Consider the following 22,082-nt stretch of genomic DNA (forward strand, 5'->3'; position numbering starts at 1 on the left):
CGAAAAAAAAAAAAAAACAAGAAAAAACGAACCCCCCAGACGACGGTCCTCCCCCCCCCCCCCCCCCCCCCCCCCCCCCCCGGTCGGCTGTTCGGCCGCACGGCCGGAGCGGGGCCGGACGGGCCGGCGGCAAGCACAGGGCGGCGGACCAGGCAGAGCCGGACCAGACACGGCCAGACAGGGCCGGACCAGGCGGCGGCCGCCGCCGCCCCGTCCACAACCGAGGCGGCGGCGGCCGGCGAGTGTGTCCTACTCGTGGAACTCGAAGCGCCACGCCTGCCCCGCGTCCGCCGGCTCCAGCGGACGCAGCGCCGTCATCGGGGGGAAGATCCGGAGCAGGCTGAGGTCCACCGCCAGTTCGACGCCGTCGACCGGACCGCCGGGGACGACGACATGGAACAGGAACGGCTGGGCGGACTGCCGGAGCTGCCACTCGGTGGCCTGCGAGGAGCCCCGGAGCATCTTGTTGATCTCGGGAACGCCGTCGAAGCTGAGGTACGTCTCGTGCCGCAGGTTCCTGATGGTGACGTTGCCGTTGGAGAGACCCTCGACGTGCCACTCCTGCTCACCGGGCTGACCGGTCGGCGGCAGGACGACCGCAGGGGCCTTGTCGTCCTGGAGTGTCAGGTACTGCTCGCCGCGCTTGGCGATTCCGTAGGGGCCGTTGGGGATCGGTGCCATGACAGTTGTCTCCTCGGGAGGGGAAGTCGTCGGTGCTGCGCTCCAGGCGGAGCGGGCACGGACGATCCTTGCCGTGACGCAGCACTACCGGCTACGGACTCGCCCAACGGTCGCACGATCGGGTGACGTGGACCGTGGTGGCGGAAGGGAGGCCCGGACCCGTCGCACCGCCGCGACCTGCGGACTCACATGATCACCGGGACTTTTGCAACGCCCTGCCACGTGAAGCGCCCCCGACAGGTGTGGCCGCAGGGTCACGGCAGCCCGGCCGTCGAGTTGCGGGGCGAGCTCGGTCGGGTTCACGGCCCTCGCGTCCGGATCGATCGGTCGGGCGGCAGGTCCAGGCCTTTCCTCGTCCTGCTACATGCGCATCCGGAGTCGGCAGACCACCGCGTCGGTGTGGCGGCGCAGGGCGCGGTCGATGACGGCGCCGCGCCGGTTCTGCAGGGCACGCTGCCAGGGGTGGGCCGGTTCGACCTCGGGGATCAGGACGGTGAGGCGGTCGTAGGCGTGCTCGGTGGCGAGGTCGTTGACGAGGGCGGCGATCGGCGGGCCGAGCCGGCGGTGACCGTCGCGGATCTCCACCAGCGGCACCCCGGGCTGCCACAGTTCCCAGTCCCGGCGCAGGGCCTCGGCCTCGGCGCCGTCGTGGACGACGGTGACGGCCATGACTTCGTCGCCGAGGGAGAGGGCGGCGGAGAGGGCGTCGCGGGTGAGGCGGGTGATGGCGGTGACGGGGACGACGACCAGGCTGCGCTGCGGGGTGAGGGGGCCGGGGACGCGCCCGAGTTCGAGCCGTTCGCCGATCCGGGCGTAGCTGCGGTGGATCGCTTCGAAGAGGGCGACGAGCAGCGGCAGGGCGAGGCAGATGCCCCAGGCGCCTTCGGTGAATTTGGTGCCGGTGACGACGACGGCGGCGATGCCGGTCAGGAGGGCGCCGAAGCCGTTGAGGGCGGCCTTGGCGTGCCAGTGCGTCGGCTTTTCGAGCAGCCAGTGGCGGACCATGCCGACCTGGCAGATGGTGAAGCCGACGAACACCCCGATCGCGAACAGCGGCACCAGGCTGTTGACGTCCCCGCCCGAGCCGACGAGGAGCAGCGCGGAGACGGCGGCGAGGAACAGGACGCCGTGGCGGTGGACCTGGCGGTCGGCGCGCAGGGCGAAGACGTGCGGGAGGTGGTTGTCGCGGGCGAGGAGGTGGAGCAGGACGGGCAGTCCGCCGAAGGAGGTGTTGGCGGCCAGCCCGAGGAGCACGACGGTGGCGAACTGGACCAGGTAGAAGCCGGCGCCGTGGCCGAGGGAGGCGTCGGCGAGCTGGGCGAGGACGGTGACGCCCTCCACCGGCTGGAGGTGGAAGCGGCCGATCAGCACGGCCAGTCCGATCAGCATCACGCCCAGCAGTGCGCCGAGCGCGACCTCGGTGTGCTGTGCGCGTTTGACGCCGGGTGTGCGGAAGGAGGGGACGGCGTTGGCCACCGCCTCCACGCCGGTCAGTGCCGAGCAGCCGGCCGCGAAGGCCTTGAGCAGCAGCAGTGCGCCCACGGCGGTGGCGTTGCCGGCCAGCACGGACGCGTGGCCCTCGGCCGCGGCCGTGCTCGCCGGCGCGTCCCGGAACAGGCCCACCACGATGATCGTCAGGATGGAGAGTACGAAGACGGCGGTGGGCGCCATGAACCAGCGCGCCGACTCCGCGATCCCCCGCAGGTTCACCGCCGTGACCAGTGCCAGCACGCCCAGGCAGAGCCAGACCCGGTCGTCGTACAGGCCCGGCACCGCCGAGGTCAGCGCCGCCACCCCGGCCGTCACCGACACCGCCACGTTCAGCACGTAGTCGATCACCAGCGACGCCGCCGCGGTCAGCGCCGTCCGCCGCCCCAGATGCGCCTTGGCCACCGCGTACGAGCCGCCGCCGTCCGGGAACGCCGCGATCACCTGCCGGTACGACGCCACCAGCACCGCCAGCAACACCGCGATCGCCACCGTCACCGGCACCGTGAACCCGAGCCCGTACGCTCCGGCCGCCGCCAGCACCAGCACGATCGACTCCGGCCCGTACGCCACCGAGGCCATCGCATCCAGCGACAGCGCGGCCAGCCCGCCCAGCGCGGTGAGGCGATGCCGCTCGTCCGGCCCCGCCCCGGTATCCGGGGGCTCGGGCTCGGCGGTGACGGCCTGGGCAGTGATGTCGGACATCCGTTTCTCCATCGATCGCGAGTCTCACGATCGTGAGGCCGTCCGGAGGCCCGACCACCGCTTACTGCGCTCCCTTGACGCGGACACCGGCAGCCTTGACGACACCTTGATACCTCCGGGCACGCGGCGGCCCCCAGGGCCACCCGTCCGCCACAGTTCGGACAGGGGCCACCGGGGGCAGCTGGGGTTCACCCGGCGCCGGTGCCGCGGACGCCCGGTCGGCCGACAGGGCGTCAGGTGGTCGCGTCAGGGTCGTGTCAAGGACTTCCCCTGTCACGCCAAGCGGGCGTCAAGACGCGCATGGCGTGTGGAGGTGCGGTGTTTCGCTGTGCGGCGTCCCCGTCCCCGTCCAAAGCCGCCCCGCCCACGCGGGACGGCCCGGAAGGTCCCAGAACTGATGCGCCGCTCGGCCCTCACCCCACCGGACACGACCACGCCGAACCGGTTCCGCCGCGCGAAGGCCGGCGACGATCGGCCGACGCCTCCGCCGGCGCCGCCGCACCCGGGCCACCGCCCCAGCGCGCCCCGGTCCGGACGCCGCCGGCTGATCACCGCACGCCAGCTCCGGGAAGCCCTGCCCGCCGCGGTGCGCAAGCTCCACCCGCGCACCATGGCGAAGAACCCGGTGATGCTGGTGGTGGAGACCGGCTCCGCCCTCACCACGCTCACCGCCGTCGTCCACCCGAGCGTGTTCGCCTGGATGATCAGCTTCTGGCTCTGGCTCACCGTGCTGTTCGCCAACCTCGCCGAGGCCGTCGCCGAGAGCCGCGGCAAGGCCCAGGCCGACTCCCTCCGCCAGGCGCAGACCGGCACCACCGCCCGCCGCCTCCTGCACTGGCGGGTCGGCGGCCACGACCGCCGCCACGAGTTCATCCCCGCCGACCACCTGCTCCTGCACGACATCGTGCTCGTCCCCGCCGGCGAGGTGATCCCCCGCGACGGCGAGGTGATCGAGGGCGTCGCGGCCGTGGACGAGTCGGCGATCACGGGCGAGTCCGCGCCGGTGATCCGCGAGTCCGGCGGCGACCGCACCAGCGTGACCGGCGGCACCCGGGTCCTCTCCGACCAGCTCGTCGTCCGGATCACCGCCCGGCCGGGTCAGAGCTTCATCGACCGCATGATCGCCCTGGTCGAGGGCGCGAACCGGCAGAAGACGCCGAACGAAGTCGCCCTCAACATCCTGCTCGCCTCGCTCACCATCGTCTTCGTCCTCTCCGTGGTCTCGCTCCAGCCGATGGCGATGTACGCCGGCTCGCCGCAGACCACCGTCGTCCTGGTCGCCCTGATGGTCGCCCTCATCCCGACCACCATCGGCGCCCTGCTCTCCGCGATCGGCATCGCCGGCATGGACCGCCTGGTCCAGCGCAACGTGGTCGCCCTCTCCGGCCGCGCCGTCGAGGCGGCCGGCGACGTCGACGTCCTGCTCCTCGACAAGACCGGCACCATCACCCACGGCAACCGCCGCGCCGTCGCCCTCCACCCGCTCCCCGGCGCCACCGTCGAGCAGCTCGCCGAGGCCGCCCAGCTCGCCTCACTCGCCGACGAGACCCCCGAAGGCCGCTCCGTCATCGAGCTGACCGACCGCCAGTACTGGGTACCACCGCGTGCCGAGGGCGAGCTCGGCGAACGGACCACCATCCCGTTCACCGCCCAGAGCCGGATGAGCGGCGTCGACCTCGCCTGGCCCGACGGCGCCACCTGCCTGGTCCGCAAGGGCGCGGCGGGCGCCGTCGCCCACTGGGTGGTGCGCTCCGGCGGACGGCTGCCGATGGAGGCCAAGCCGCTCGTCGACCGGATCTCCGCCGCCGGCGGCACCCCGCTGCTGGTCGCCGTCCACGACCGGCACGGCGCCCGGGCGCTCGGCGTGATCGAGCTCAAGGACGTCGTCAAGGAGGGCATCGCCGACCGCTTCGCCGAACTGCGCCGGATGGGCATCCGCACCGTCATGGTCACCGGCGACAACCCGCTCACCGCCCGCGCGATCGCCGCCGAGGCCGGCGTCGACGACTACCTCGCCGAGGCCACCCCGGAGGACAAACTCGCCTACCTCAAGCGGGAACAGGCCGCCGGGAACATGGTCGCGATGACCGGCGACGGCACCAACGACGCCCCCGCCCTCGCCCAGGCCGACGTGGGCGTCGCCATGAACACCGGCACCCCGGCCGCCAAGGAGGCCGGCAACATGGTCGACCTCGACTCCAACCCCACCAAGCTGATCGAGATCATCCGCGTCGGCAAGCAACTCCTCATCACCCGAGGAGCGTTGACCACCTTCTCGATCACCAACGACGTCGCCAAGTTCTTCGCGATCATCCCCGCGATGTTCGTCGGCTCCCACCCCGGCCTCGCCCACCTCAACATCATGGGCCTGCACAGCCCGACCTCCGCCATCGCCTCCGCGATCATCTTCAACGCCCTGATCATCGTCGCCCTGATCCCGCTCGCCCTGCGCGGCGTCCGCTACCAGCCCGCCTCCGCCACCGACCTGCTCCGCCGCAACCTGCGCGTCTACGGGCTCGGCGGGCTGATCCTCCCCTTCCTCGGCATCAAGACGATCGACCTGCTCGTCCAGTTCGTCCCCGGCCTCGCCTGACGCCCGGGCCGGCACCTCGCCAAGGGCCCGTCAAGAACAACACTGCGCGGCAGGCACGCTCAGTGGTCGGATTCCCGCCTTACGGATTGCTGACGCCCTCCCGCCTCGGCGGTCGAATGGGCAGGTCAGCCGGTAGCGTCGCCGGTCATGAGGATCCTGGTCACCGGCGGTGCCGGTTTCATCGGTTCGGCGGTCGTGCGTGCTCTGGTCGCGGCAGGCCACGAAGTCCGGGTGCTGGACGCGCTGCTGCCTGCGGTCCACCCTTCGGGGGCGGCGCCCGACCTGCCGGCCGGCGTCAGGTTCCGGCACGGCGACGTGCGGGACGCGGCGACCGTGGAGCAGGCGCTGGCCGGGGTGGACGCGGTCTGCCACCAGGCGGCGATGGTCGGGCTCGGTCTCGACCTCGACGACGCGCCCGACTACGTCGGCTGCAACGACCTCGGAACAGCGGTCCTGCTGTCCGCGATGGCGCGCAGTGGGGTGCGGAAGCTGGTCCTGGCGGGGTCGATGGTCGTCTACGGCGAAGGCCGGTACCTGTGTCCCGCGCACGGGAGTGTGGCGCCCGGTCCACGGCGCCCGGACGATCTCGACGCCGGCCGGTTCGAACCGCCGTGCCCGGTGTGCGGCGCCGAGTTGCAGCCCGGGTCGGTCACGGAGGACGCGCCGGGCGACCCCCGCAACGTGTACGCCGCGACCAAGCTCGCCCAGGAGCACCTGGCCGCCGCCTGGGCCCGCGCCTGCGGCGGGTCCGTCCTGACGCTGCGCTACCACAACGTCTACGGCCCGGGCATGCCGCGCGAGACTCCGTATGCCGGGGTCGCCTCGCTGTTCCGTTCCGCGCTCGCCCGCGGGGAGGCTCCCCGGGTGTTCGAGGACGGCGGTCAGCGCCGGGACTTCGTCCATGTCGACGATGTCGCGTCCGCGAACCTGGCCGCCCTGGAGGACATCGGCGGCCGGCTGCCGGGCAGTGCCCGGGCGTACAACGTCGGCAGCGGGGAGGTGCGCACGGTCGGCGAGATGGCCCGGGCGCTGGCCGACGCCCATGGCGGGCCGGCGCCGGTGGTGACCGGGCAGTACCGGCTCGGGGACGTCCGGCACATCACCGCCGACTCCTCCCGGCTCCGTGCCGAGTTGGACTGGCGGGCCCGGGTGCCGTTCCGTGCGGGGATGGCCGAGTTCGCCGCCGCGCCCCTGCGGGCCTGACTACCCGCGCGCCGCCGGGAGGGCGATCTCGAAGCAGCAGCCCCCGGTGACGTTGCGCACCCGGGCGCGCCCGGCGTGCGCCTCGACGATGCCGCGGACGATGGCCAGTCCGAGCCCGGCGCCGCTGTCCCCGCCCTCGCCGGGATCGCGCCGCGGCGTGCGGGCGGTGCTGCCGCGCCAGCCGGTCTCGAACACGCGGGAGAGGTCCTGTTCCGGGATGCCGCCGCAGCCGTCGGTGACCGAGAGGACGACCTCGTCCACCTCGCGGCGGGCGGAGACGGCGACCACGCCGTCCTCGGGCGTCGAGCGGATCGCGTTGACCAGGAGGTTGCCGAGCACCCGGGTGATCTCGCGGCTGTCCACCTCGACCGGCTCGGCGGCGACCTGCCGGCCTTCCAGGCGGACGCCGCGCTGCCGGGCCAGGGGGTGCGCGCCGGCCAGTGCGTCGTCGACCAGGTCGTAGACGGACACCCGGGCGAGCGAGAGGGACAGTGCGCCGGCCTGGATGCGGGAGAGTTCGAAGAGGTCGTCGACCATCCCGGTGAGGCGCTCGACCTCGGCACGGATCCGCTTGAGGTAGTGCTCCGGTCGGTCGGCCACGCCGTCCTCCAACGCCTCGGCCATGGCGCGCAGCCCGGCGAGCGGGGTGCGCAGGTCGTGGGAGATCCAGGCGATCAGCTCGCGCCGCGAGGCGTCCAGCGCCTGCGCCCGGGCGCGTGACTCGGCGAGCCGGGCGCTGGTGGCGGCGAGTTCCTCGCTGAGCTGGGCCAGTTCGAGCCCGAGGGGATGCTCCGGCGCGGTGAAGCCGGTGTCGCTTCCGACGGTGCGGGCGGCCGCGGTCAGAGCGCGGCTGCCGGCCACGACCTGGCGTCCGAGCAGTGCGGCCGTGAGCAGCGAGACCACGGAGGCCATGCCGAGCACGGTGATGACCACGCCGAGGTCGTGTCCGGACAGGAACATCGCCTGGGCGACGGCGAACGTCCCGGAGGTGACCGCGAGGACGGTGACGACGGCGACGCAGAAGAGGGAGACCGCCATCGAGCGGCGGCGCAGCAGGCGTACGGCCACCCAGCCGAGCAGGCCGGCGCCGGTGGCGCCGAGCCCTGCGAACAGGGCGATCAGCAGCAGATCCTTCACGCCGGGCCGTCCTTCTCGTCCGTGACCGGGTCGTAGCGGTACCCGACGCCCCAGACCGTGGTGATCAGTGTCGGTGCGGCGGGGTCGTCCTCGATCTTCTCGCGCAGGCGGCGGACGTGGACGGTGACGGTGGACAGGTCGCCGAAGTCCCAGCCCCAGACCCGCTGCATCAGCTCCTGGCGGGAGAAGACCGTCCGGGGGTGCCGGAGGAGGAACGCGAGCAGGTCGAACTCCCGGAGTGTGAGGAGGAGTTCCTGTCCTCTTCGGTGGGCGAGGCGGGCCTGCGGGTCGAGCGTGATGTCCCCGGACTCAAGCGGCACGGGGGTCGGGGCGGTGGGAGCGGCGGCGCGGGAGCGGCGGAGGACGGACTGGACGCGCAGGACGAGCTCCCTCGGGCTGAACGGCTTGGTGACGTAGTCGTCCGCGCCCAGCTCCAGGCCGAGGATGCGGTCGGCCTCGTCGCCCTTGGCGGTGAGCATGACCACGGGCAGGTCGGCGCCGTCCTCGGTGGCGCGCAGCCTGCGCAGGATCTCCAGACCGTCGATCCCGGGCAGCATGAGGTCCAGGACCAGGAGGTCGGGGCGGTGGTTGCGGGCCAGGTCGAGGCCCTGGTTGCCGTCGCAGGCCCGGTCGACCTGGTGGCCGGCCCTGGTGAGGTAGCCGGCGACGACCTCGCCCACGGTGAGGTCGTCGTCGATCACCAGGATGCGGGCGGGGTCCGGCGGTCCGGCGGAAGGGGGGCTGTCGTTCACCTCGCCGAGGATACGAGCTGCGGCCGGGGGCCGGTGCCGGGCCGGGGTTCACGTTCGTGTTCCGTAAGATCGCGGCCCGGCGGGCTGTGGCTCCCCGCCGGCGGCGGGCCGGCGTAGGACTTTCGTAAGGGCGCGGTTCGGCCGCTGCGGGCCCGCCCGCGCCTAGCGTGGCCGACGTGATCTCTCCGACTCCCCCACTGCCACCTGCCGATGTGATCCTGCCGTGCCTCGACGAGGCCGAGGCCCTGCCCTGGGTGCTGGGGCGCGTACCCGCAGGCTGGCGGGCGATCGTCGTCGACAACGGTTCCCGCGACGGCTCCGCCGAACTGGCCCGCTCACTGGGCGCGACCGTCGTCGAGGAGTCGCGGCGCGGCTTCGGCGCCGCGTGCCATGCCGGGCTGCTCGCCGCCACCGCCGACCTGGTCTGTTTCCTGGACTGCGACGGCTCACTGGATCCCGCCCAGTTGCCGCTCGTCGCCGGTCCGGTCGCCTCCGGCTCGGCGGACCTGGTGCTCGGCCGGCGCCGCCCCACGACCGCCGGCGCGTGGCCGCTGCACGCCCGTCTGGCCAATGCCGCCCTGGCGCGCCGGCTGCGGGCGAGGACGGGCGCGCCGCTGCACGACCTCGGGCCGATGCGGGCCGCCCCCCGTGAGCGGCTGCTGGCGCTGGGCCTGGGCGACCGCCGCTCCGGCTACCCCCTGGAGATGGTGCTCGCCGCGTCGGCGGCCGGGATGCGGATCGCCGAGACACCCGTCGACTACCTGCCACGCGCGGGCCGTTCCAAGGTCACCGGTACCGTGCGCGGCACCCGGCAGGCCGTCCGCGACATGCGGGCCGTGCTGGCCGCGCCGCCACCGACCCTACTGGTGATCGCCAAGTCGCCGGTCCCGGGGCGGGTGAAGACCCGCCTCACCCCGCCCTGCACGCCCGAGCAGGCGGCGGCGCTGGCCGAGGCCGCCCTCGCCGACACCCTCGCCACCCTCGACCGGGTACCGGCCGGCCGGCGGCTGCTCGTCCTGGAGGGTGACGCCGGCGCCTGGCTCCCGCCGGGCTGGCAGGTCGTGCCGCAGTCCGGCGGCGGGCTGGACGAACGGCTCGCGGCCGCCTTCGCGCACGCCGCCGGGATCGCCCCGGACGCACCCGCCCTGCTGGTCGGCATGGACACCCCGCAGGTGGACGCCGCCCTCCTCGCCGAGCCCCTGTCGCCGGCGCTCCGTACGGGCGTCGACGCCTGGTACGGCCCGGCGAGCGACGGCGGGTTCTGGGCGCTCGGGCTGGCCAGGCCCACCGAGCGGCTGGCCCGGCGGCTGCTCCTGGGCCTGCCGATGTCCACGCCGGAAACCGGCCGGGCCCTGCTCGACCGGCTGGTGGCAGAGAATCTGATGGTCAGTCATCTCCCGGTGGTCACCGACGTGGACACCATCCAGGACGCGCGTCACGTCGCCGCCGAGGCCCCCGGCGGCAGGTTCGCGGCATGCCTTCGATCGATCGAGTTCGCACGGGAGGTGACGGGGTGACCGTCGCAACCGAGGCATGGGTGGACGACCCGTTCGCCGAGGCCGTCCGCGCAGGCCGGGGCCCGCTGTGGCTGCGCCGCGAGGACGGCCGCCGGATCCCGCTCGACGTCGAACGCTGGTGCGCGCCCGCCGCCGGCGCGGATCACGGCCTGCTGCTGCGCTGCACCCGGCTGACCGCGCCGGTGGTGGACCTCGGGTGCGGCCCCGGCCGACTCGTCGCGGCCCTGCTGGGCCTGGGCGTGCCGGCGCTCGGTGTCGACATCACCGGGGCCGCGGTGGCCCGGACCCGCAGCCTCGGCGGGCCCGCCCTGTGCCGTTCGGTGTTCGACCGGCTGCCCGCGGAGGGCCGCTGGGGTGGCGCGCTGCTGGCCGACGGCAATCTCGGTATCGGCGGCGACCCGGGGCTGTTGCTCGGCCGGAGCGCCGAACTCCTCGCTCCGGGTGGCGTGTTGCTGGTCGAGGTGGAGCCGCGGGAGATCGACGAACGGATCACCGTCCGGGTCGAGGGGCGCCACGGGCGGCTCGGGCCGCCGTTCGCCTGGGCCCGCTGCGGCGCGACGGCCACCGCCCGTCGTGCCGACCGGGCCGGGCTCGTCGAGACCGAGCGCTGGTCCTCCCAGGGCCGCCACTTCCTCGCCTTCCGAAGGGCGGTCCGCCCCCACTGACGAGGCGCGCACCACTGACGAGGCGGGCACGCGGGAGCTACTCCTCGGCCCCCACAGGGACGCCGTCCGACCACTGCGGGTGCTCCCGCTCGGCCCAGCCGCGGTCGACCAGCCCCGTCCGCATCCCGCGCCGGGCCTCCGGATCCCGGACGGCCATCCGGATGTGCCCGGCGGTCACCACGGCGATGGCTGCCGCGAGCCAGTCGTGGACGAAGGTCGCGCCGGTCCGCCAGGCCGGCGGCGCCAGGTGGGTGAGCCACATCAACAGGCCCGTACCGAGGATCACCAGCATCGCCCCGAGCGTCCACTGGGCGTACAGCTTCTGCCCGGCGTTGAACTTCCCCGCCGGGCGGTGCGACGCGCGCGCCCGTGTCGCCCGCAGCCACTGCCAGTCCGCTGGACGGAAACGGCTCAGCCTCGACACGTCCGCGCGCACCGCCCGGAAGGCCAGCCCGAGCAACAGCGGTACCGGCAGCGCCAAGCCGCACCACACGTGCACGGTGACGACCAGCCGCCGGCGCCCGACCAGTTCGGCGAGCGGAGCAAGGTAGAGGCAGGCGGCAGTGGCCAGGCATGTCAGCATCAGGGCGGCGGTGGCGCGGTGCACCCAGCGCTCGGCGCGGGTGAAGCGGAGCAGGAGGTCAGGCGGTCGGCGCATCGTCACGTCCGTTCGAGCGGCCGACCCAGGCGTCGACGTCGTAGCCGTTCTGCTCCCAGTAGCCCGGCTGCACCGTGTCGGTGACGGTGATTCCCGAAAGCCACTTGGCCGACTTGTAGAAGTACATCGGCGCCACGTACAGGCGCACCGGCCCCCCGTGGGAGTGGGAGATCGGGGCGTCCTGGAGCTTCAGCGCGACCACCACGTCGTCGCGCCGGGCCTGCTCCAGGGTGAGGCTCTCGGTGTACTCGCCGTCGAAGCAGCTGAACCGCACCGCCACGGCGCCCGCCCTGACGCCGGCGGCGTCGAGCAGGTGGGCCAGCGGCACGCCCTCGAACGGTGTGGCCGGCACCCGCCACCCGGTCACGCACTGCACGTCCCGCACGATCCGGCGCTGCGGCATCGTCCGGAGGTCGGCCAGGCGGTAGCTGCCGGGGCGTTCCACCAACCCGTCCACCGTCAGGGTGTACGTGTCGGGGCCCCTGGTCGGGACCGAGGCGGCGACGGAGTAGTAGCGGAAGCCGCCTCCTCCCGGCAGCAGGCCGGTGAGACCCGTCGGGTCCTTGCCGGCCACGGTTTCCTGGGCCCGCTGGAGGTACGGGCCGACCGCGACACCCGCCGCACCGAGCCCGAGCAGCCCCAGCACCACCCGGCGGCCGACGGGCGTTCCCCGGCCCTCTTCGATCTGTTCGTTCACGCTGCCGATTCGACCAGCCGAGGGGCGAAACGGCCAGGGTCCGCACCGGCCCGTCAGACTTCCGTAACTAGGCCCTGTCCGCCACGGCCACCCGTCCCGTGAGGCGCTGCCGCAGCAGCGGGACCAGGAGGACGACGCACAGCGCCGTCCCGTAGGCGAACTGCTGGGCCGTCTGACCTCCCGTCAGATAGAGCGCCTGCCCGGCGGCCGGGACGGCCAGCCACTCCCAGCGGCCGTCGAGTGCGACCAACGCGACCACCAGCAGCCCGTACCACGGGTAGGCGGGTGCGACCAGCAGCAGCGCCGTACCCGTCACCAGGAGCGCGCCGGCCCACGGCCGGTGCCGGTCGCCCCGGCGGAGGACCAGGACCACCACGGCCGCGAGGACCAGCGCCGCCGCCCACGGCACGAGCAGGTCGGGCAGCACCAGCCGCAGCAGCCCGAACCGGTCGATGTGCCCCTGCTCGTAGCCCTCCTCCCGCAGGTAGCCCGGCAGGTAACCCAGGACCGAGGTGCCCGAGGCCACGACGTACGGGAGGTAGGACAGCGCGAAGGCACCGAGCGCGGATCCGACGAGCAGGACGTCGTTCCGGGTCGGCCGCCGGGCCAACAGGCCCGACAGCGCGCCGGGAAGCGCGAGGGCAGGGAGCAGCTTGGTCGCGACCGCGCCGCCCAGGAGGAGCCCCCCGCGGACGGCTCGCCCCCGCACCGCGCAGCCGAGCCCGGCGACGGTGAGCAGGGCGCCGAGCGTGTCCACGTGCGCGTCGTTGACCGCCCATACCGTCACGCCGGGGCACCACCCCCACAGGGCGGCCCGCCACGGCGCCCGCCCCACCCTCACCAGGAGGGCGGTGGTCGCCACCGCCAGCACCGCGCCTGCGGCCTGCACCCCGCGGACCCCGCCGCCGAACGGGTGCACCGCGAGGAACCACGCCTGCGCCACCGGCGGGTAGATGGTGTGCACGGCCGGCCGGTTGATCCGGGTGCAGTCCCCGGCCGTGGTGCGCCGCTCGTCCCAGCCCGCGCATCCGTGACCCACCGGGAAGAGCCCCGGATCGCGCAACCGCGCCAGCGCCGGATCGTCCGGGGTGTGGGCGTAGGGCGAGATCCCGGCCGCCTGGACCCGGCCGTCCCAGACGTAACGGTAGGCGTCGTCGCTGGTGCGCGGCGGCGCGAGGAGCCCGACGGCGGCCACGGCGATACTGCCGGCCAGGAGCAGCGGTACGGCCTGCCCGCCGGGCACCTTGCGCAGCAGCAGCACCGCGACGGCGAAGAGGGCGACGTCGAGGAGGTACCAGCCGTGGAGCGGGAGGGCGCCGCTCCGGGCGACGGTCAGCGCCAGGCCGGTGACCAGCGAGGCAAGGGCGAGGAGACAGGGCAGGACGGAACGGGAGGTCACATCGCCCACCCTCCCACCGGCCCGGCTCCACAACCCCGGCGGCGAGGCCGCCGTTCGCATTCCGTAAGCACGTCGGATCACCGCAGGGACGCGCCGGGGCGCTTCGATGGACGCGTGGAATCCGAACCCGCCGACTCCGGCACCCCGACCGCCCGCCACCGCTACGACCCACCACTGCCCGCTCCCCCGGCGTTCCTACGGCGCGGGCCGTTCCGCGAGGGTGCGTTCACCTCACCGCTGCGCGAGCCGCGGACCGTGGTCGTCGTCGGCCGCTGGCTGGGTGCGGCCCTCCTGGTCTGCTTCCTGACCGGCCTGACCAGTCATCTGCTCCAGGAGCCGCCCGGCTGGCTCGCGCCGCACCTGCCCGCACGGCCGGTGAACGGCTACCGGGTCACCCAGGGCCTGCACGTGATCAGCGGTCTGGCCGCGATCCCGCTGGCCGGCGCGAAGCTGTGGGCGGTCTATCCCCGACTGTTCGAGTGGCCACCGGCGCGCAGCGTGCTGCACGCCCTGGAGCGGCTCGGCATCGCGCTCCTCGTCGCGGCCGTCCTGCTGGAGCTGTTCACCGGCCTGCTGAACACCCTGCAGTGGTACCCGTGGCCGTTCCCGTTCCGGCAGACGCACTTCTGGCTGGGCTGGCTGGCGACCGGCGGACTGCTGGTCCACCTCGCCGTCAAGGCACCGCTCATCGCCGCGCACTGGTGGCGCCGGGCCACTCCGCCTCTGGCGCAGCGCCGCGCGTTCCTCACGGCGACCACCGCCGCTGCCGGTGCCGTCACCCTCGTCACCGCCGGACAGACCGTGCCTTGGCTGAGTGCCCTGGACCTGCTGGCCCCGCGCCGCCCCGATATCGGCCCCCAGGGTCTGCCGGTGAACCGCACCGCCGCCCAGGCCGGGACGGTCACGGTGCCCGCCGATTGGCGGCTCCGGGTCGATGGCCCGCGGCCGTACGAACTCACCCTTGCCGAGCTCGCCGAACTCCCCCAGTACGAGGTGGAGTTGCCCATCTCCTGTGTGGAGGGCTGGAGCGCCGGCGCCCGGTGGACCGGGGTCCGGGTGGCCGACCTGGTGCGACGCGCCGGTGCCCCGCCCGGCTCGGCGGTGCGGGTCACCTCGCTGGAGGCCGAGGGACCGTACCGGGTGATGGAGATGCCCGCGCCGTACGTCGACGATCCGCTCAGCCTGCTCGCCCTGCGTGTCAATGGCGACGTCCTGGCCGCGGACCACGGGTTCCCCGCACGCGTCATCGCGCCGAACCGGCCCGGCGTCCTGCAGACCAAGTGGGTCGAGCGCATCGAGGTGATCGTATGACCGCCGGTATCCGCGCTCTGCTGCTGGCCGCCGGCCTCGCCCTGATCGGCTACGGACTGTACGGGCTGCTCGGCGACCCGTACATCACCGACCCGCCGGACATCCTGGTCTGGGCGGTCGGGGGGCTGGTGATCCACGACGGGCTCTGGGTGCCGCTGGTGTGCCTGATTGGCGCGTTCCTGGTTCGCGGGCCGGTGCTGCGCGGCTGGTTGGTCGTCGCGGCCGCCGTCACCGCCGTCGGGCTGCCCGCCGTCCTGCGCGCCGACGACGACCACGGCAACCCGTCGTTGCTGCCGCTGCCCTATCTGCGCAACTGGCTGCTGGTGCTGGCCGCCACCGCCGGCCTCGCGTTGCTGGTCGCGTTCGTCGGTCGGTGGCGGCGCCGGGATCGGACCGTCAGGCGTCGGGATCCGGCCGTCAGGCGCCGGGTACCCCGGGGAGGCCGGTCGTGAGACCGTCCAGGGTGTGCGGGCAGGGGCACTCGCGCACCAGCGGCAACTGCTCCAGCGCCTTGAACAGCACGGTGCGCAGCCGGTCGACGTTGCGAGCGAACTCCTTCAGTACCTCGCCGTGGGTGACGCCCTCACCGCTCTCCACACCGGCGTCGAGATCGGTGACCAGGGCCAGAGAGGTGTAGCAGAGCCCGAGTTCGCGGGCGAGGACGGCCTCCGGGTGGCCGGTCATGCCGACCACCGACCAGCCGTTGGCGGTGAACCAGCGGGACTCGGCGCGGGTGGAGAAGCGCGGGCCCTCGATCACCACCAGCGTGCCGCCGTCGACCGGCTCCCAGGCTGTCTCCCGGGCGGCCTCCATCGCCACGCGCCGCCCCACCGGGCAGTACGGGTCGGCCATCGACACGTGCACCACCTCCGGCACCGTGCCCTCGGGCAGCGGCAGACCGTCGTAGAAGGTCTGCGTCCGCCCCGAGGTCCGGTCCACGAACTGGTCGGGGACGAGCAGCGTGCCCGGCCCGTACTCCGGGCGCAGCCCGCCCACCGCGCACGGCGCCACCACCTGCCGCACGCCCAGGGTGTGCAGCGCCCACAGGTTGGCGCGGTAGTCGATCCGGTGCGGGGGGAGCCGGTGGCCGCGGCCGTGCCGGGGCAGGAACGCGACCCGGCGGCCGGCCACCTCTCCCACGAACAGCGCGTCGCTCGGTTCGCCGTACGGGGTGTCCACCCGCACCTCGGTCACATCGTCCAGCAGCTCGTAGAGCCCGGAGCCGCCGATCACGCCCACCTCGGCGCTCGGCAGGACGTCCTGGTCGACCGTCATCGCGGTCCACCTCTCTTCTCGGGAACAACCTCCCGGCAACTGTAGGAACGGACCGTGCCGGAACCGGGACACCGGGCCTTACGAATCACGAACGTCCCTCACACCGCGGGCGCGACACCGATGTCACCGGGCGACCCGCCGGCCTACCGGGTGTCACGGGGCCGCGGATGGGTCAGTCAAGGGCGACGACCATCTTCCCCGGGGCCCGGCCGGCCTCCATCACCCGGTGGGCTTCGACGATCTCGTCGAAGCGGAAGATCCGGGTGGGGCGGCCCCGGAGGGCGCCGGCCTCGACCTGGGCGTAGATCTCGTCCAGCGGAACGCCCGAGAGGGGGAAGGCAGCGGTTCCCAGGACGAAGGCGCTGCCGAAGAAGCTGAGTTGGACGCCGCTGGGCAGATCGGCGATCGGGTCGAAGTCCACCACCGGTGAGAATCCACCGAGGAAGCCGACCTGGCAGACCCGCCCGCGCGGCCCGACCGTGCCCAGTGAGTCGCGGAGTACCGAGTTGCCGACGATGTCGAGCAGCGCGTCGACGGCGAGCCCCCTGCGTTCGACCTCCGCCGCCAGATGCCCGTCGTCGACGAGCACGTCGGAGGCCCCGAGTCCCTTGAGCAGGGGCACGTTCGCCGGGTTGCGGGTGGTGGCGAGCACCGTTGCCCCGTGGTGGACGGCCAGGTCGACGGCGGCCTGCCCGAGGGAGGAGGTCGCGCCCCGGACCAGCAGCGTCTCCCCGGCTCCGAGGGCAAGGTTGCCGTGCAGGGCACTGTATGCCGTGGCGTACACCTCGGGCACCGCGGCCAGGTCGGCCCAGGGCAGCCGCGAGTTCACGGCCACCACATTGGTCGCGGGGACGGTCACCAGTTCCGCGTAGCTGCCGTTGCGGGTCCGTCCCATACCGCCGAGGATCGCCACCACCTGTGTCCCGGTGGGGAGTTCGCCTGAGGGGTCGGCCTCGACGACGCCGGCGCACTCGATCCCGGGGACGGCGGCCACCTCGCCCCAGGCGCCGCTGCGCATGTACGCCTCGGCATGGTTGAGGCCGAACGCCTTGACCCTGATGAGGACCTCACCGGCAGCGGCCACCGGGTCGGGCAGTTCCGTGACCGTGAGGACTTCGGGGCCGCCGTGGGCGGATATGACAATGGCCTTCATGTCCGAACCTCGTTCTTGAGTAGTCATTCAACTATTGGGCCGACGAAAGGGCCACCGCGCACGGTGGCCCGAAATGCTGCGCCGTCAGGAGAGGACAGCGAAGGCGTTGTCGACGATGGCCCGCAGAACCGCCTCGTCGGGATTGGCCTTGCCTACGACCATGAGCCCCTGGCAGGTCGCGACCAGCAGCTTGGCGCTACCAGCCGCTTCGAGCGAGCCCCGCACCTCGCCCCGACGGACGGCGTTCTCCAGGGCGTGGGTCATGCACCGCTCCAGGCGTGCCAGGTGGCCGCGCACGACGGCCGCCGCCTCGTCGTCCTCGGCGGCCTTCTCGATCGCCGTGTTGACCAGGAGGCAGCCCTGGCGCCCTTCGGGGCTGAGCAGGTCGCGCACCAGCCCGTCGAAGTAGCCACGGACCTCCGCCACCGACGCGCCCGGCGCCTCCAACTCCCCGAGCTTCCGCGGGACGACCAGCTTGGAGTAGCGCTCCAGCGACTTCACGAAGAGCGCATGCTTACCGCCGGGGAACGCGCTGTAGATACTTCCGGGCTTGACACCCGTGGCCTTCACCAGATCCTCGATGGACGTGGCCCGGTATCCGCGCTCCCAGAACCGCAGCATCGCCTGATCGAGGACGGCGTCGGGGTCGAACTCGCGCGGTCTGGGCATGGCGGAAAATATACATGAGCGGTCATTCAAGAACAAGGGCGGCGGCCGGACTGAGGAACCGTAGCGGCGCCGCGGGCGCCCAGGCACCGCAGCGTGGTGGTCTTCCCCGCCCCGTTCGGCCCGAGCAGGCCGAAGACCTCGCCGGTGCCGATCTCGATGTCGAGCCCGTCGACGGAGTGTCCGTACCGCTTGGTCAGCGAGCGGAGTTCGATCACCGGTCTGCTGTCGGGCATGTCGTGCCTCCCGCGACGGCTGCTCTCCCCGGAGGCCCGGACGCCCCCTGCCGGCAGCCGGCCACTCCCAGCGTGGCGCCCCCGGCCGCCGCCGTCACGCAGCCGGACGCCCTCTTCCGGAATCTCCACGCTTCCGGAGTCGCCACGCCGGGGCGCGGCAGCGGCTCAGCCACCACCGATCCTGCGCCCGGTGATCTCGTCCGCCCGGATCCGCACCCAGAGCGGGCGGTCACCGCCGGCCCACGGGGTGGTTCCGGGCAGCTCCGACAGCCGCCGCACCTCGTCGCCGTCCGTCACGTGTTGCGCCTCGCCGAGAATCAGAACGCTCCAGCCCCGGCTCAGGTGGTCGTCGACCCGGTCGACCTGGAACGACACCGGGGCCCCGTCGTCCGGCGTTGCGCTGCCTCGGGTGGCCGTGCGGAAGACGATGGCCGCGTCGTCGACGGCGTAGTTGATCGGGATGACCGCCGGTCCCGGCTCGACGGGCAGGGCGATCCGGCCCACACCGTGGGTGCCGATCCTCTCCCAGCACTCGGCGGCGGTCAGGTGGAAGAGCAGTGGACGCGCAGCCGCCTCCGGCTGTCCCGGCGGGGCGTCGGCACGGCCCTCCAGCAAGTCCTGGTAGGTGAGTTGAAGGGCGGCGGCGATCCGCAGGAAGCCGGCCGGGTCGAAATCCGGGCCGGCCTCCAGCAGGTGCCGGAGGTAGCGCGGGGCCATCGCCGCCCGGTACGCCAACGTCTGTTCGGTCAGGCCGAGTCGGGAGCGTCGCTCGGTGATCCTGCGCGCGACGTCTGCGGGATCTGCGTGACGGGCGGCGTCGATGCCGTGGTTCTGGTTCACCGTGTGCTCCTTGGCTCGCCGGTCTCCGGTCACGTGCGGAAGAGCGCGACCTTCAGAGCGCCGTTGGTGCCCGCGTCCGCGAAGACGTCGTAGGCCTCCTGCATCTCGTCGAGGCCGAACCGGTGTGTGACCAGCCCGGAGACGTCGAGCCGGCCGGTGGCCAGCATGTCGAGCAGCAGCGGGGTGCTGTGCGTGTCGACCAGGCCGGTGGTGATGGTGACGTCGCGGATCCAGAGGTCTTCGAGGTGGAGGACGGCCGGCTTGCCGTGCACGCCGACGTTGGCCACCCGCCCGCCGGGGCGCACCACACGGGTGCAGAGCTCGAACGAGTCGGGGACGCCGACCGCCTCGATCGCCACGTCCGCTCCCAGGCCGTCCGGGCTCAGCGCGCGCACCGCCTCGGGGGTGGCCTCGGCGACGGTGAGCACGGTGTCGGCTCCCATCCGCTTCGCGGCGTCCAGGCGGCTCGTCGCGAGGTCGACGGCGATGATGCGGGAGGGGCTGTAGAGCTGGGCGGTGATGATCGCGGCGAGGCCGATCGGGCCCGCGCCGACGACCACGACGATGTCGCCGGGGCCGATCCGGCCGTTGTGGACCCCGACCTCGTAGGAGGTGGGGAGGATGTCGGCGAGCAGTAGGGCGCTCTCGTCGGTGACGCCTTCGGGCAGCCGGTGGAGGGAGTTGTCCGCGAAGGGGGTGCGGACGTACTCGGCCTGGGTTCCGTCGACCAGGTGGCCGAGGATCCAGCCGCCGCCTCCGGTGCACTGGCCGTAGCTCGCGGCGCGGCAGTAGGCGCAGCGGCCGCAGGCGGAGATGCAGGAGACGAGGACCCGGTCGCCCGCCTTGACGGTCCGAACGCCGGAGCCGGTCTCGATGACGGTGCCGACGGCCTCGTGGCCGAGGACGCGACCGTCGGAGACCTCGGGGACGTCACCCTTGAGGATGTGCAGGTCGGTGCCGCAGATGGTGACCGCGTCCACCCGGACGACGGCGTCCTCGGGGTCGCGAACGGCGGCGTCCGGGACCTCGCCCCAGGTCCGGCGGCCCGGTCCGTGGTAGGTCAGCGCCTTCATGTCCTGATCACTCCTGTCGGACATCGCCGGTGCGGAACGACAGTGGTGCCGCCGCGTCTTCTCCTCCAGCGTTCCCCCGGGGGCGGCGGGCTGACATGGGCCGGACGGGACCGGCCGCTGGGCCGATGGGCCCAGGCGGCGGCACGGCGAGGCAGGGCTGCCACGCCTACGCTGGGAAGTGGCGTCCGGCGAGTCACGGAGGAACCGGTGAGCAGCGCATCGGAGAGCTCGGCTCCTCTGCCGCAGCTTCGTCTCGACGAGCTGCTGGACGAGCTCCAGGCGCGGCTGGACGCGGCCCGCAGCACGCGCGACCGGGTGCACAGTCTCCTGGAGGCCGTCCTGGCGGTGGGCCGCGACCTGGAGCTGGAGCAGGCCCTGCGGCACATCGTCGAGGCCGCGGTCACGCTGGTGGACGCCGAGTACGGCGCCCTCGGGGTGATCGGCGAGGACCAGCAGCTCTCCCAGTTCATCCCGGTCGGCGTGACCGACGAACAGGTGAAGCAGATCGGTGCCCTGCCCTCCGGCCACGGTGTCCTGGGCGAACTGATCCGCAACCCGGCTCCGCTGCGCCTCGGCCGCATCGCGGACCACCCGGCGTCCTACGGGTTCCCGGCCCACCACCCGCCGATGAACAGCTTCCTCGGGGTGCCGATCCGGATCCGGGAGAAGGTGTTCGGCAACCTCTATCTGAGCGAGAAGCGCGGCGGCGGCGAGTTCGACGCCGAGGACGAGTCCGTGCTCGCCACCCTGGCCGTGGCGGCCGGGGTCGCGATCGACAACGCCCGCCTCTATGCCCGGGCCAGGCTGCGCGAACGCTGGCTGACGGCCAACGCGGAGATCACCGGCAGCCTGCTGGCCGGCGCCCCGGAGAAGCAGGTGCTCGACCTGCTCGTCACCCGGGCGGCCGAGATCGCCGGCGCCGACCTCGCGGTGGTGGCGCTGCCGCTGCCGGGAACGGAGGAACTGGAGGTGCGGATCGCCGTCGGATTGGGGGAAGCCCGGCACCTCGGTCTCATCCTCCCCCTGGACGGCTCCTTCGTCGGTGCCGCCGCCCGGACCGGCGGGCTCGTGGTGAGCGGCGACGTCCGGAAGGACCCGCGCATCACCGCCGGGCCGCCGCGCTGGGAGGGCCTCGGCCCGGCCATCGCCGTGCCGATAGGCACCGCAGGGCACGGGATGCACGGGGTGCTGATGCTGGCCCGGGCGGCCGGCGCGCCGCTGTTCGGCGAGGACGAGTCCGGGCCGCTGCTCGGCTTCGCCGGCCAGGCGGCGGTGGCCATGGAGCTGGCCGAGCGCCGCCGTGACTCGGAACAGATCGCGCTGCTCCAGGAGCGCGACCGGATCGCCCGCGACCTGCACGACCTGGCGATCCAACGCCTCTTCGCCACCGGGATGACCCTCCAGGGCGCCACCCGCTTCATCGAGCACCCCGAGGCCACCGACCGGGTCCTGCGGGCGATCGACGACCTCGACGACACCGCGAAGACCATCAGGGCCACCATCTTCGGCCTCCGGGCCCGCGAGGCCGGACCGGCCGCCGGAGGCCTGCGCGCCCGGACGGTCGAGGTAGTCGAACGGGCCGCGCGGGCGCTCGGCTTCACCCCCGGCCTGCGGATGACCGGCCTGCTCGACGTCACCGTGCCGCCGCCGATCGCGGACGACGCGGTCGCCGTGCTGGAGGAGGCGCTGTCCAACGCCGCCCGCCACTCCGGCGCGACCGCGGTCGAGGTGTCGCTCACGGCCGGGACGGAGCTGGCCGTCACCGTGACGGACAACGGCGTCGGGCTGGCCGAGGACGGCCGGCGCAGCGGGCTGGCCAACCTGGCCGAGCGGGCCGCCGAGCTGGGCGGCTCCTTCAGCGCCCGGGCACGGTCCGGCGGCGGCACCGAGCTGCTGTGGCGGGTTCCACTCTCCTCCTAGGTTTCGGGGTCCAGGTCCGGGTCGGCGGGATCGGGCAGCAGCCACAGCTCGGGCGCCCAGCCGAGGTGGCGCGCGGCAACCCGCAGGTTGAGCACCGCGGCACCGACGGAGAT

The 22,082-nt window shown here is 73.4% G+C and carries 19 protein-coding genes and 2 pseudogenes; 8 read left to right on the forward strand and 13 right to left on the reverse strand.

Annotated features, from left to right (window positions below; translation table 11 throughout):
• Positions 1-249 precede the first annotated feature (249 nt).
• Together ACZ6NC_RS33370 and ACZ6NC_RS33375 are read right to left on the reverse strand one after the other, a co-directional pair.
• Positions 250-681: a hypothetical protein gene (locus ACZ6NC_RS33370; RefSeq protein ID WP_465737604.1), complete on the reverse strand. Its 432-nt coding sequence runs from the start codon at positions 679-681 to the stop codon at positions 250-252.
• Positions 682-1,041: 360 nt separating this feature from the next.
• Entirely contained in the window at positions 1,042-2,874 is a 1,833-nt protein-coding gene (locus tag ACZ6NC_RS33375) for an APC family permease (protein WP_465737605.1), read from the reverse strand.
• Positions 2,875-3,271: 397 nt separating this feature from the next.
• Between ACZ6NC_RS33375 and kdpB the strand changes: the two genes are divergently transcribed.
• On the forward strand, positions 3,272-5,467 hold the full coding sequence (kdpB, locus tag ACZ6NC_RS33380; protein ID WP_465737606.1) for a potassium-transporting ATPase subunit KdpB: 2,196 nt from the start codon (positions 3,272-3,274) through the stop codon (positions 5,465-5,467).
• Positions 5,468-5,614: 147 nt separating this feature from the next.
• Positions 5,615-6,670, forward strand: coding sequence for an NAD-dependent epimerase/dehydratase family protein (locus ACZ6NC_RS33385; RefSeq protein ID WP_465737607.1), 1,056 nt, complete (start codon positions 5,615-5,617; stop codon positions 6,668-6,670).
• Here the strand turns inward: ACZ6NC_RS33385 and ACZ6NC_RS33390 are convergent, their stop codons facing one another.
• Positions 6,671-7,807 (reverse strand): sensor histidine kinase, encoded by a 1,137-nt coding sequence (locus tag ACZ6NC_RS33390; protein ID WP_465737608.1) that lies wholly within the window; start codon positions 7,805-7,807, stop codon positions 6,671-6,673.
• On the reverse strand, positions 7,804-8,559 hold the full coding sequence (locus tag ACZ6NC_RS33395; RefSeq protein WP_465737609.1) for a response regulator transcription factor: 756 nt from the start codon (positions 8,557-8,559) through the stop codon (positions 7,804-7,806). The genes ACZ6NC_RS33390 and ACZ6NC_RS33395 overlap by 4 nt, the downstream gene beginning before the upstream one ends.
• Positions 8,560-8,735: 176 nt before the next feature.
• On the opposite strand from ACZ6NC_RS33395, the pseudogene ACZ6NC_RS33400 reads away from it, so the two are divergent.
• From ACZ6NC_RS33400 to ACZ6NC_RS33410, 3 genes and pseudogenes are all read left to right on the forward strand, one after another.
• A pseudogene (locus tag ACZ6NC_RS33400) lies at positions 8,736-9,449 on the forward strand (glycosyltransferase family 2 protein); the annotation flags it as partial.
• Between the two features lie 153 nt (positions 9,450-9,602).
• Positions 9,603-10,076: pseudogene (locus ACZ6NC_RS33405) on the forward strand (TIGR04282 family arsenosugar biosynthesis glycosyltransferase); the annotation flags it as partial.
• Complete coding sequence (locus ACZ6NC_RS33410) at positions 10,073-10,741, forward strand: class I SAM-dependent methyltransferase (RefSeq protein ID WP_465737610.1); 669 nt, start codon at positions 10,073-10,075, stop codon at positions 10,739-10,741. The pseudogene ACZ6NC_RS33405 and the gene ACZ6NC_RS33410, both read left to right, overlap by 4 nt.
• A 37-nt stretch (positions 10,742-10,778) precedes the next feature.
• Here ACZ6NC_RS33410 and ACZ6NC_RS33415 read toward each other — a convergent pair whose 3' ends face one another.
• From ACZ6NC_RS33415 to ACZ6NC_RS33425, 3 genes are all read right to left on the reverse strand, one after another.
• Positions 10,779-11,399 (reverse strand): cytochrome b/b6 domain-containing protein, encoded by a 621-nt coding sequence (locus ACZ6NC_RS33415; protein ID WP_465737611.1) that lies wholly within the window; start codon positions 11,397-11,399, stop codon positions 10,779-10,781.
• Positions 11,383-12,096 carry a molybdopterin-dependent oxidoreductase gene (locus tag ACZ6NC_RS33420; protein WP_465737612.1) on the reverse strand — a complete coding sequence of 238 codons (714 nt, stop codon included), beginning with the start codon at positions 12,094-12,096 and terminating at the stop codon, positions 11,383-11,385. The genes ACZ6NC_RS33415 and ACZ6NC_RS33420 overlap by 17 nt, the downstream gene beginning before the upstream one ends.
• 67 nt (positions 12,097-12,163) lie before the next feature.
• The gene (locus tag ACZ6NC_RS33425) at positions 12,164-13,495 is read right to left on the reverse strand and encodes a glycosyltransferase 87 family protein (RefSeq protein WP_465737613.1); all 1,332 of its coding nucleotides are present in this window, start codon (positions 13,493-13,495) and stop codon (positions 12,164-12,166) included.
• A gap of 174 nt (positions 13,496-13,669) precedes the next feature.
• Between ACZ6NC_RS33425 and ACZ6NC_RS33430 the strand changes: the two genes are divergently transcribed.
• Both ACZ6NC_RS33430 and ACZ6NC_RS33435 read left to right on the forward strand, forming a co-directional pair.
• Positions 13,670-14,806 (forward strand): molybdopterin-dependent oxidoreductase, encoded by a 1,137-nt coding sequence (locus ACZ6NC_RS33430; RefSeq protein WP_465737622.1) that lies wholly within the window; start codon positions 13,670-13,672, stop codon positions 14,804-14,806.
• Positions 14,803-15,258 (forward strand): hypothetical protein, encoded by a 456-nt coding sequence (locus tag ACZ6NC_RS33435; RefSeq protein WP_465737614.1) that lies wholly within the window; start codon positions 14,803-14,805, stop codon positions 15,256-15,258. Before ACZ6NC_RS33430 ends, ACZ6NC_RS33435 begins: the two co-directional genes overlap by 4 nt.
• Here the strand turns inward: ACZ6NC_RS33435 and ACZ6NC_RS33440 are convergent.
• The 6 genes from ACZ6NC_RS33440 to ACZ6NC_RS33465 form a co-directional block, all read right to left on the reverse strand.
• Positions 15,224-16,081: an S-methyl-5'-thioadenosine phosphorylase gene (locus ACZ6NC_RS33440; protein ID WP_465737615.1), complete on the reverse strand. Its 858-nt coding sequence runs from the start codon at positions 16,079-16,081 to the stop codon at positions 15,224-15,226. The two genes, ACZ6NC_RS33435 and ACZ6NC_RS33440, sit on opposite strands and share 35 nt — an antisense overlap.
• Positions 16,082-16,253: 172 nt before the next feature.
• A complete protein-coding gene (locus tag ACZ6NC_RS33445) occupies positions 16,254-17,234 on the reverse strand; it encodes a zinc-binding dehydrogenase (RefSeq protein ID WP_465737616.1) in 981 nt (326 codons plus the stop codon).
• 84 nt (positions 17,235-17,318) lie between these two features.
• Positions 17,319-17,903: a TetR/AcrR family transcriptional regulator gene (locus ACZ6NC_RS33450; RefSeq protein WP_465737617.1), complete on the reverse strand. Its 585-nt coding sequence runs from the start codon at positions 17,901-17,903 to the stop codon at positions 17,319-17,321.
• Positions 17,904-17,929: 26 nt separating this feature from the next.
• A complete protein-coding gene (locus tag ACZ6NC_RS33455) occupies positions 17,930-18,136 on the reverse strand; it encodes an ATP-binding cassette domain-containing protein (RefSeq protein ID WP_465737618.1) in 207 nt (68 codons plus the stop codon).
• 165 nt (positions 18,137-18,301) lie between these two features.
• The gene (locus ACZ6NC_RS33460) at positions 18,302-18,976 is read right to left on the reverse strand and encodes a helix-turn-helix domain-containing protein (protein WP_465737619.1); all 675 of its coding nucleotides are present in this window, start codon (positions 18,974-18,976) and stop codon (positions 18,302-18,304) included.
• Between the two features lie 29 nt (positions 18,977-19,005).
• Positions 19,006-20,049 carry a zinc-dependent alcohol dehydrogenase family protein gene (locus tag ACZ6NC_RS33465; protein ID WP_465737620.1) on the reverse strand — a complete coding sequence of 348 codons (1,044 nt, stop codon included), beginning with the start codon at positions 20,047-20,049 and terminating at the stop codon, positions 19,006-19,008.
• 207 nt (positions 20,050-20,256) lie between these two features.
• Here ACZ6NC_RS33465 and ACZ6NC_RS33470 point away from each other — a divergent pair, with 207 nt between their 5' ends.
• Positions 20,257-21,969, forward strand: coding sequence for a GAF domain-containing sensor histidine kinase (locus ACZ6NC_RS33470; protein WP_465737621.1), 1,713 nt, complete (start codon positions 20,257-20,259; stop codon positions 21,967-21,969).
• The last annotated feature ends 113 nt before the right edge of the window (positions 21,970-22,082 follow it).

The organism is Kitasatospora sp. NPDC041988 (assembly GCF_055588525.1).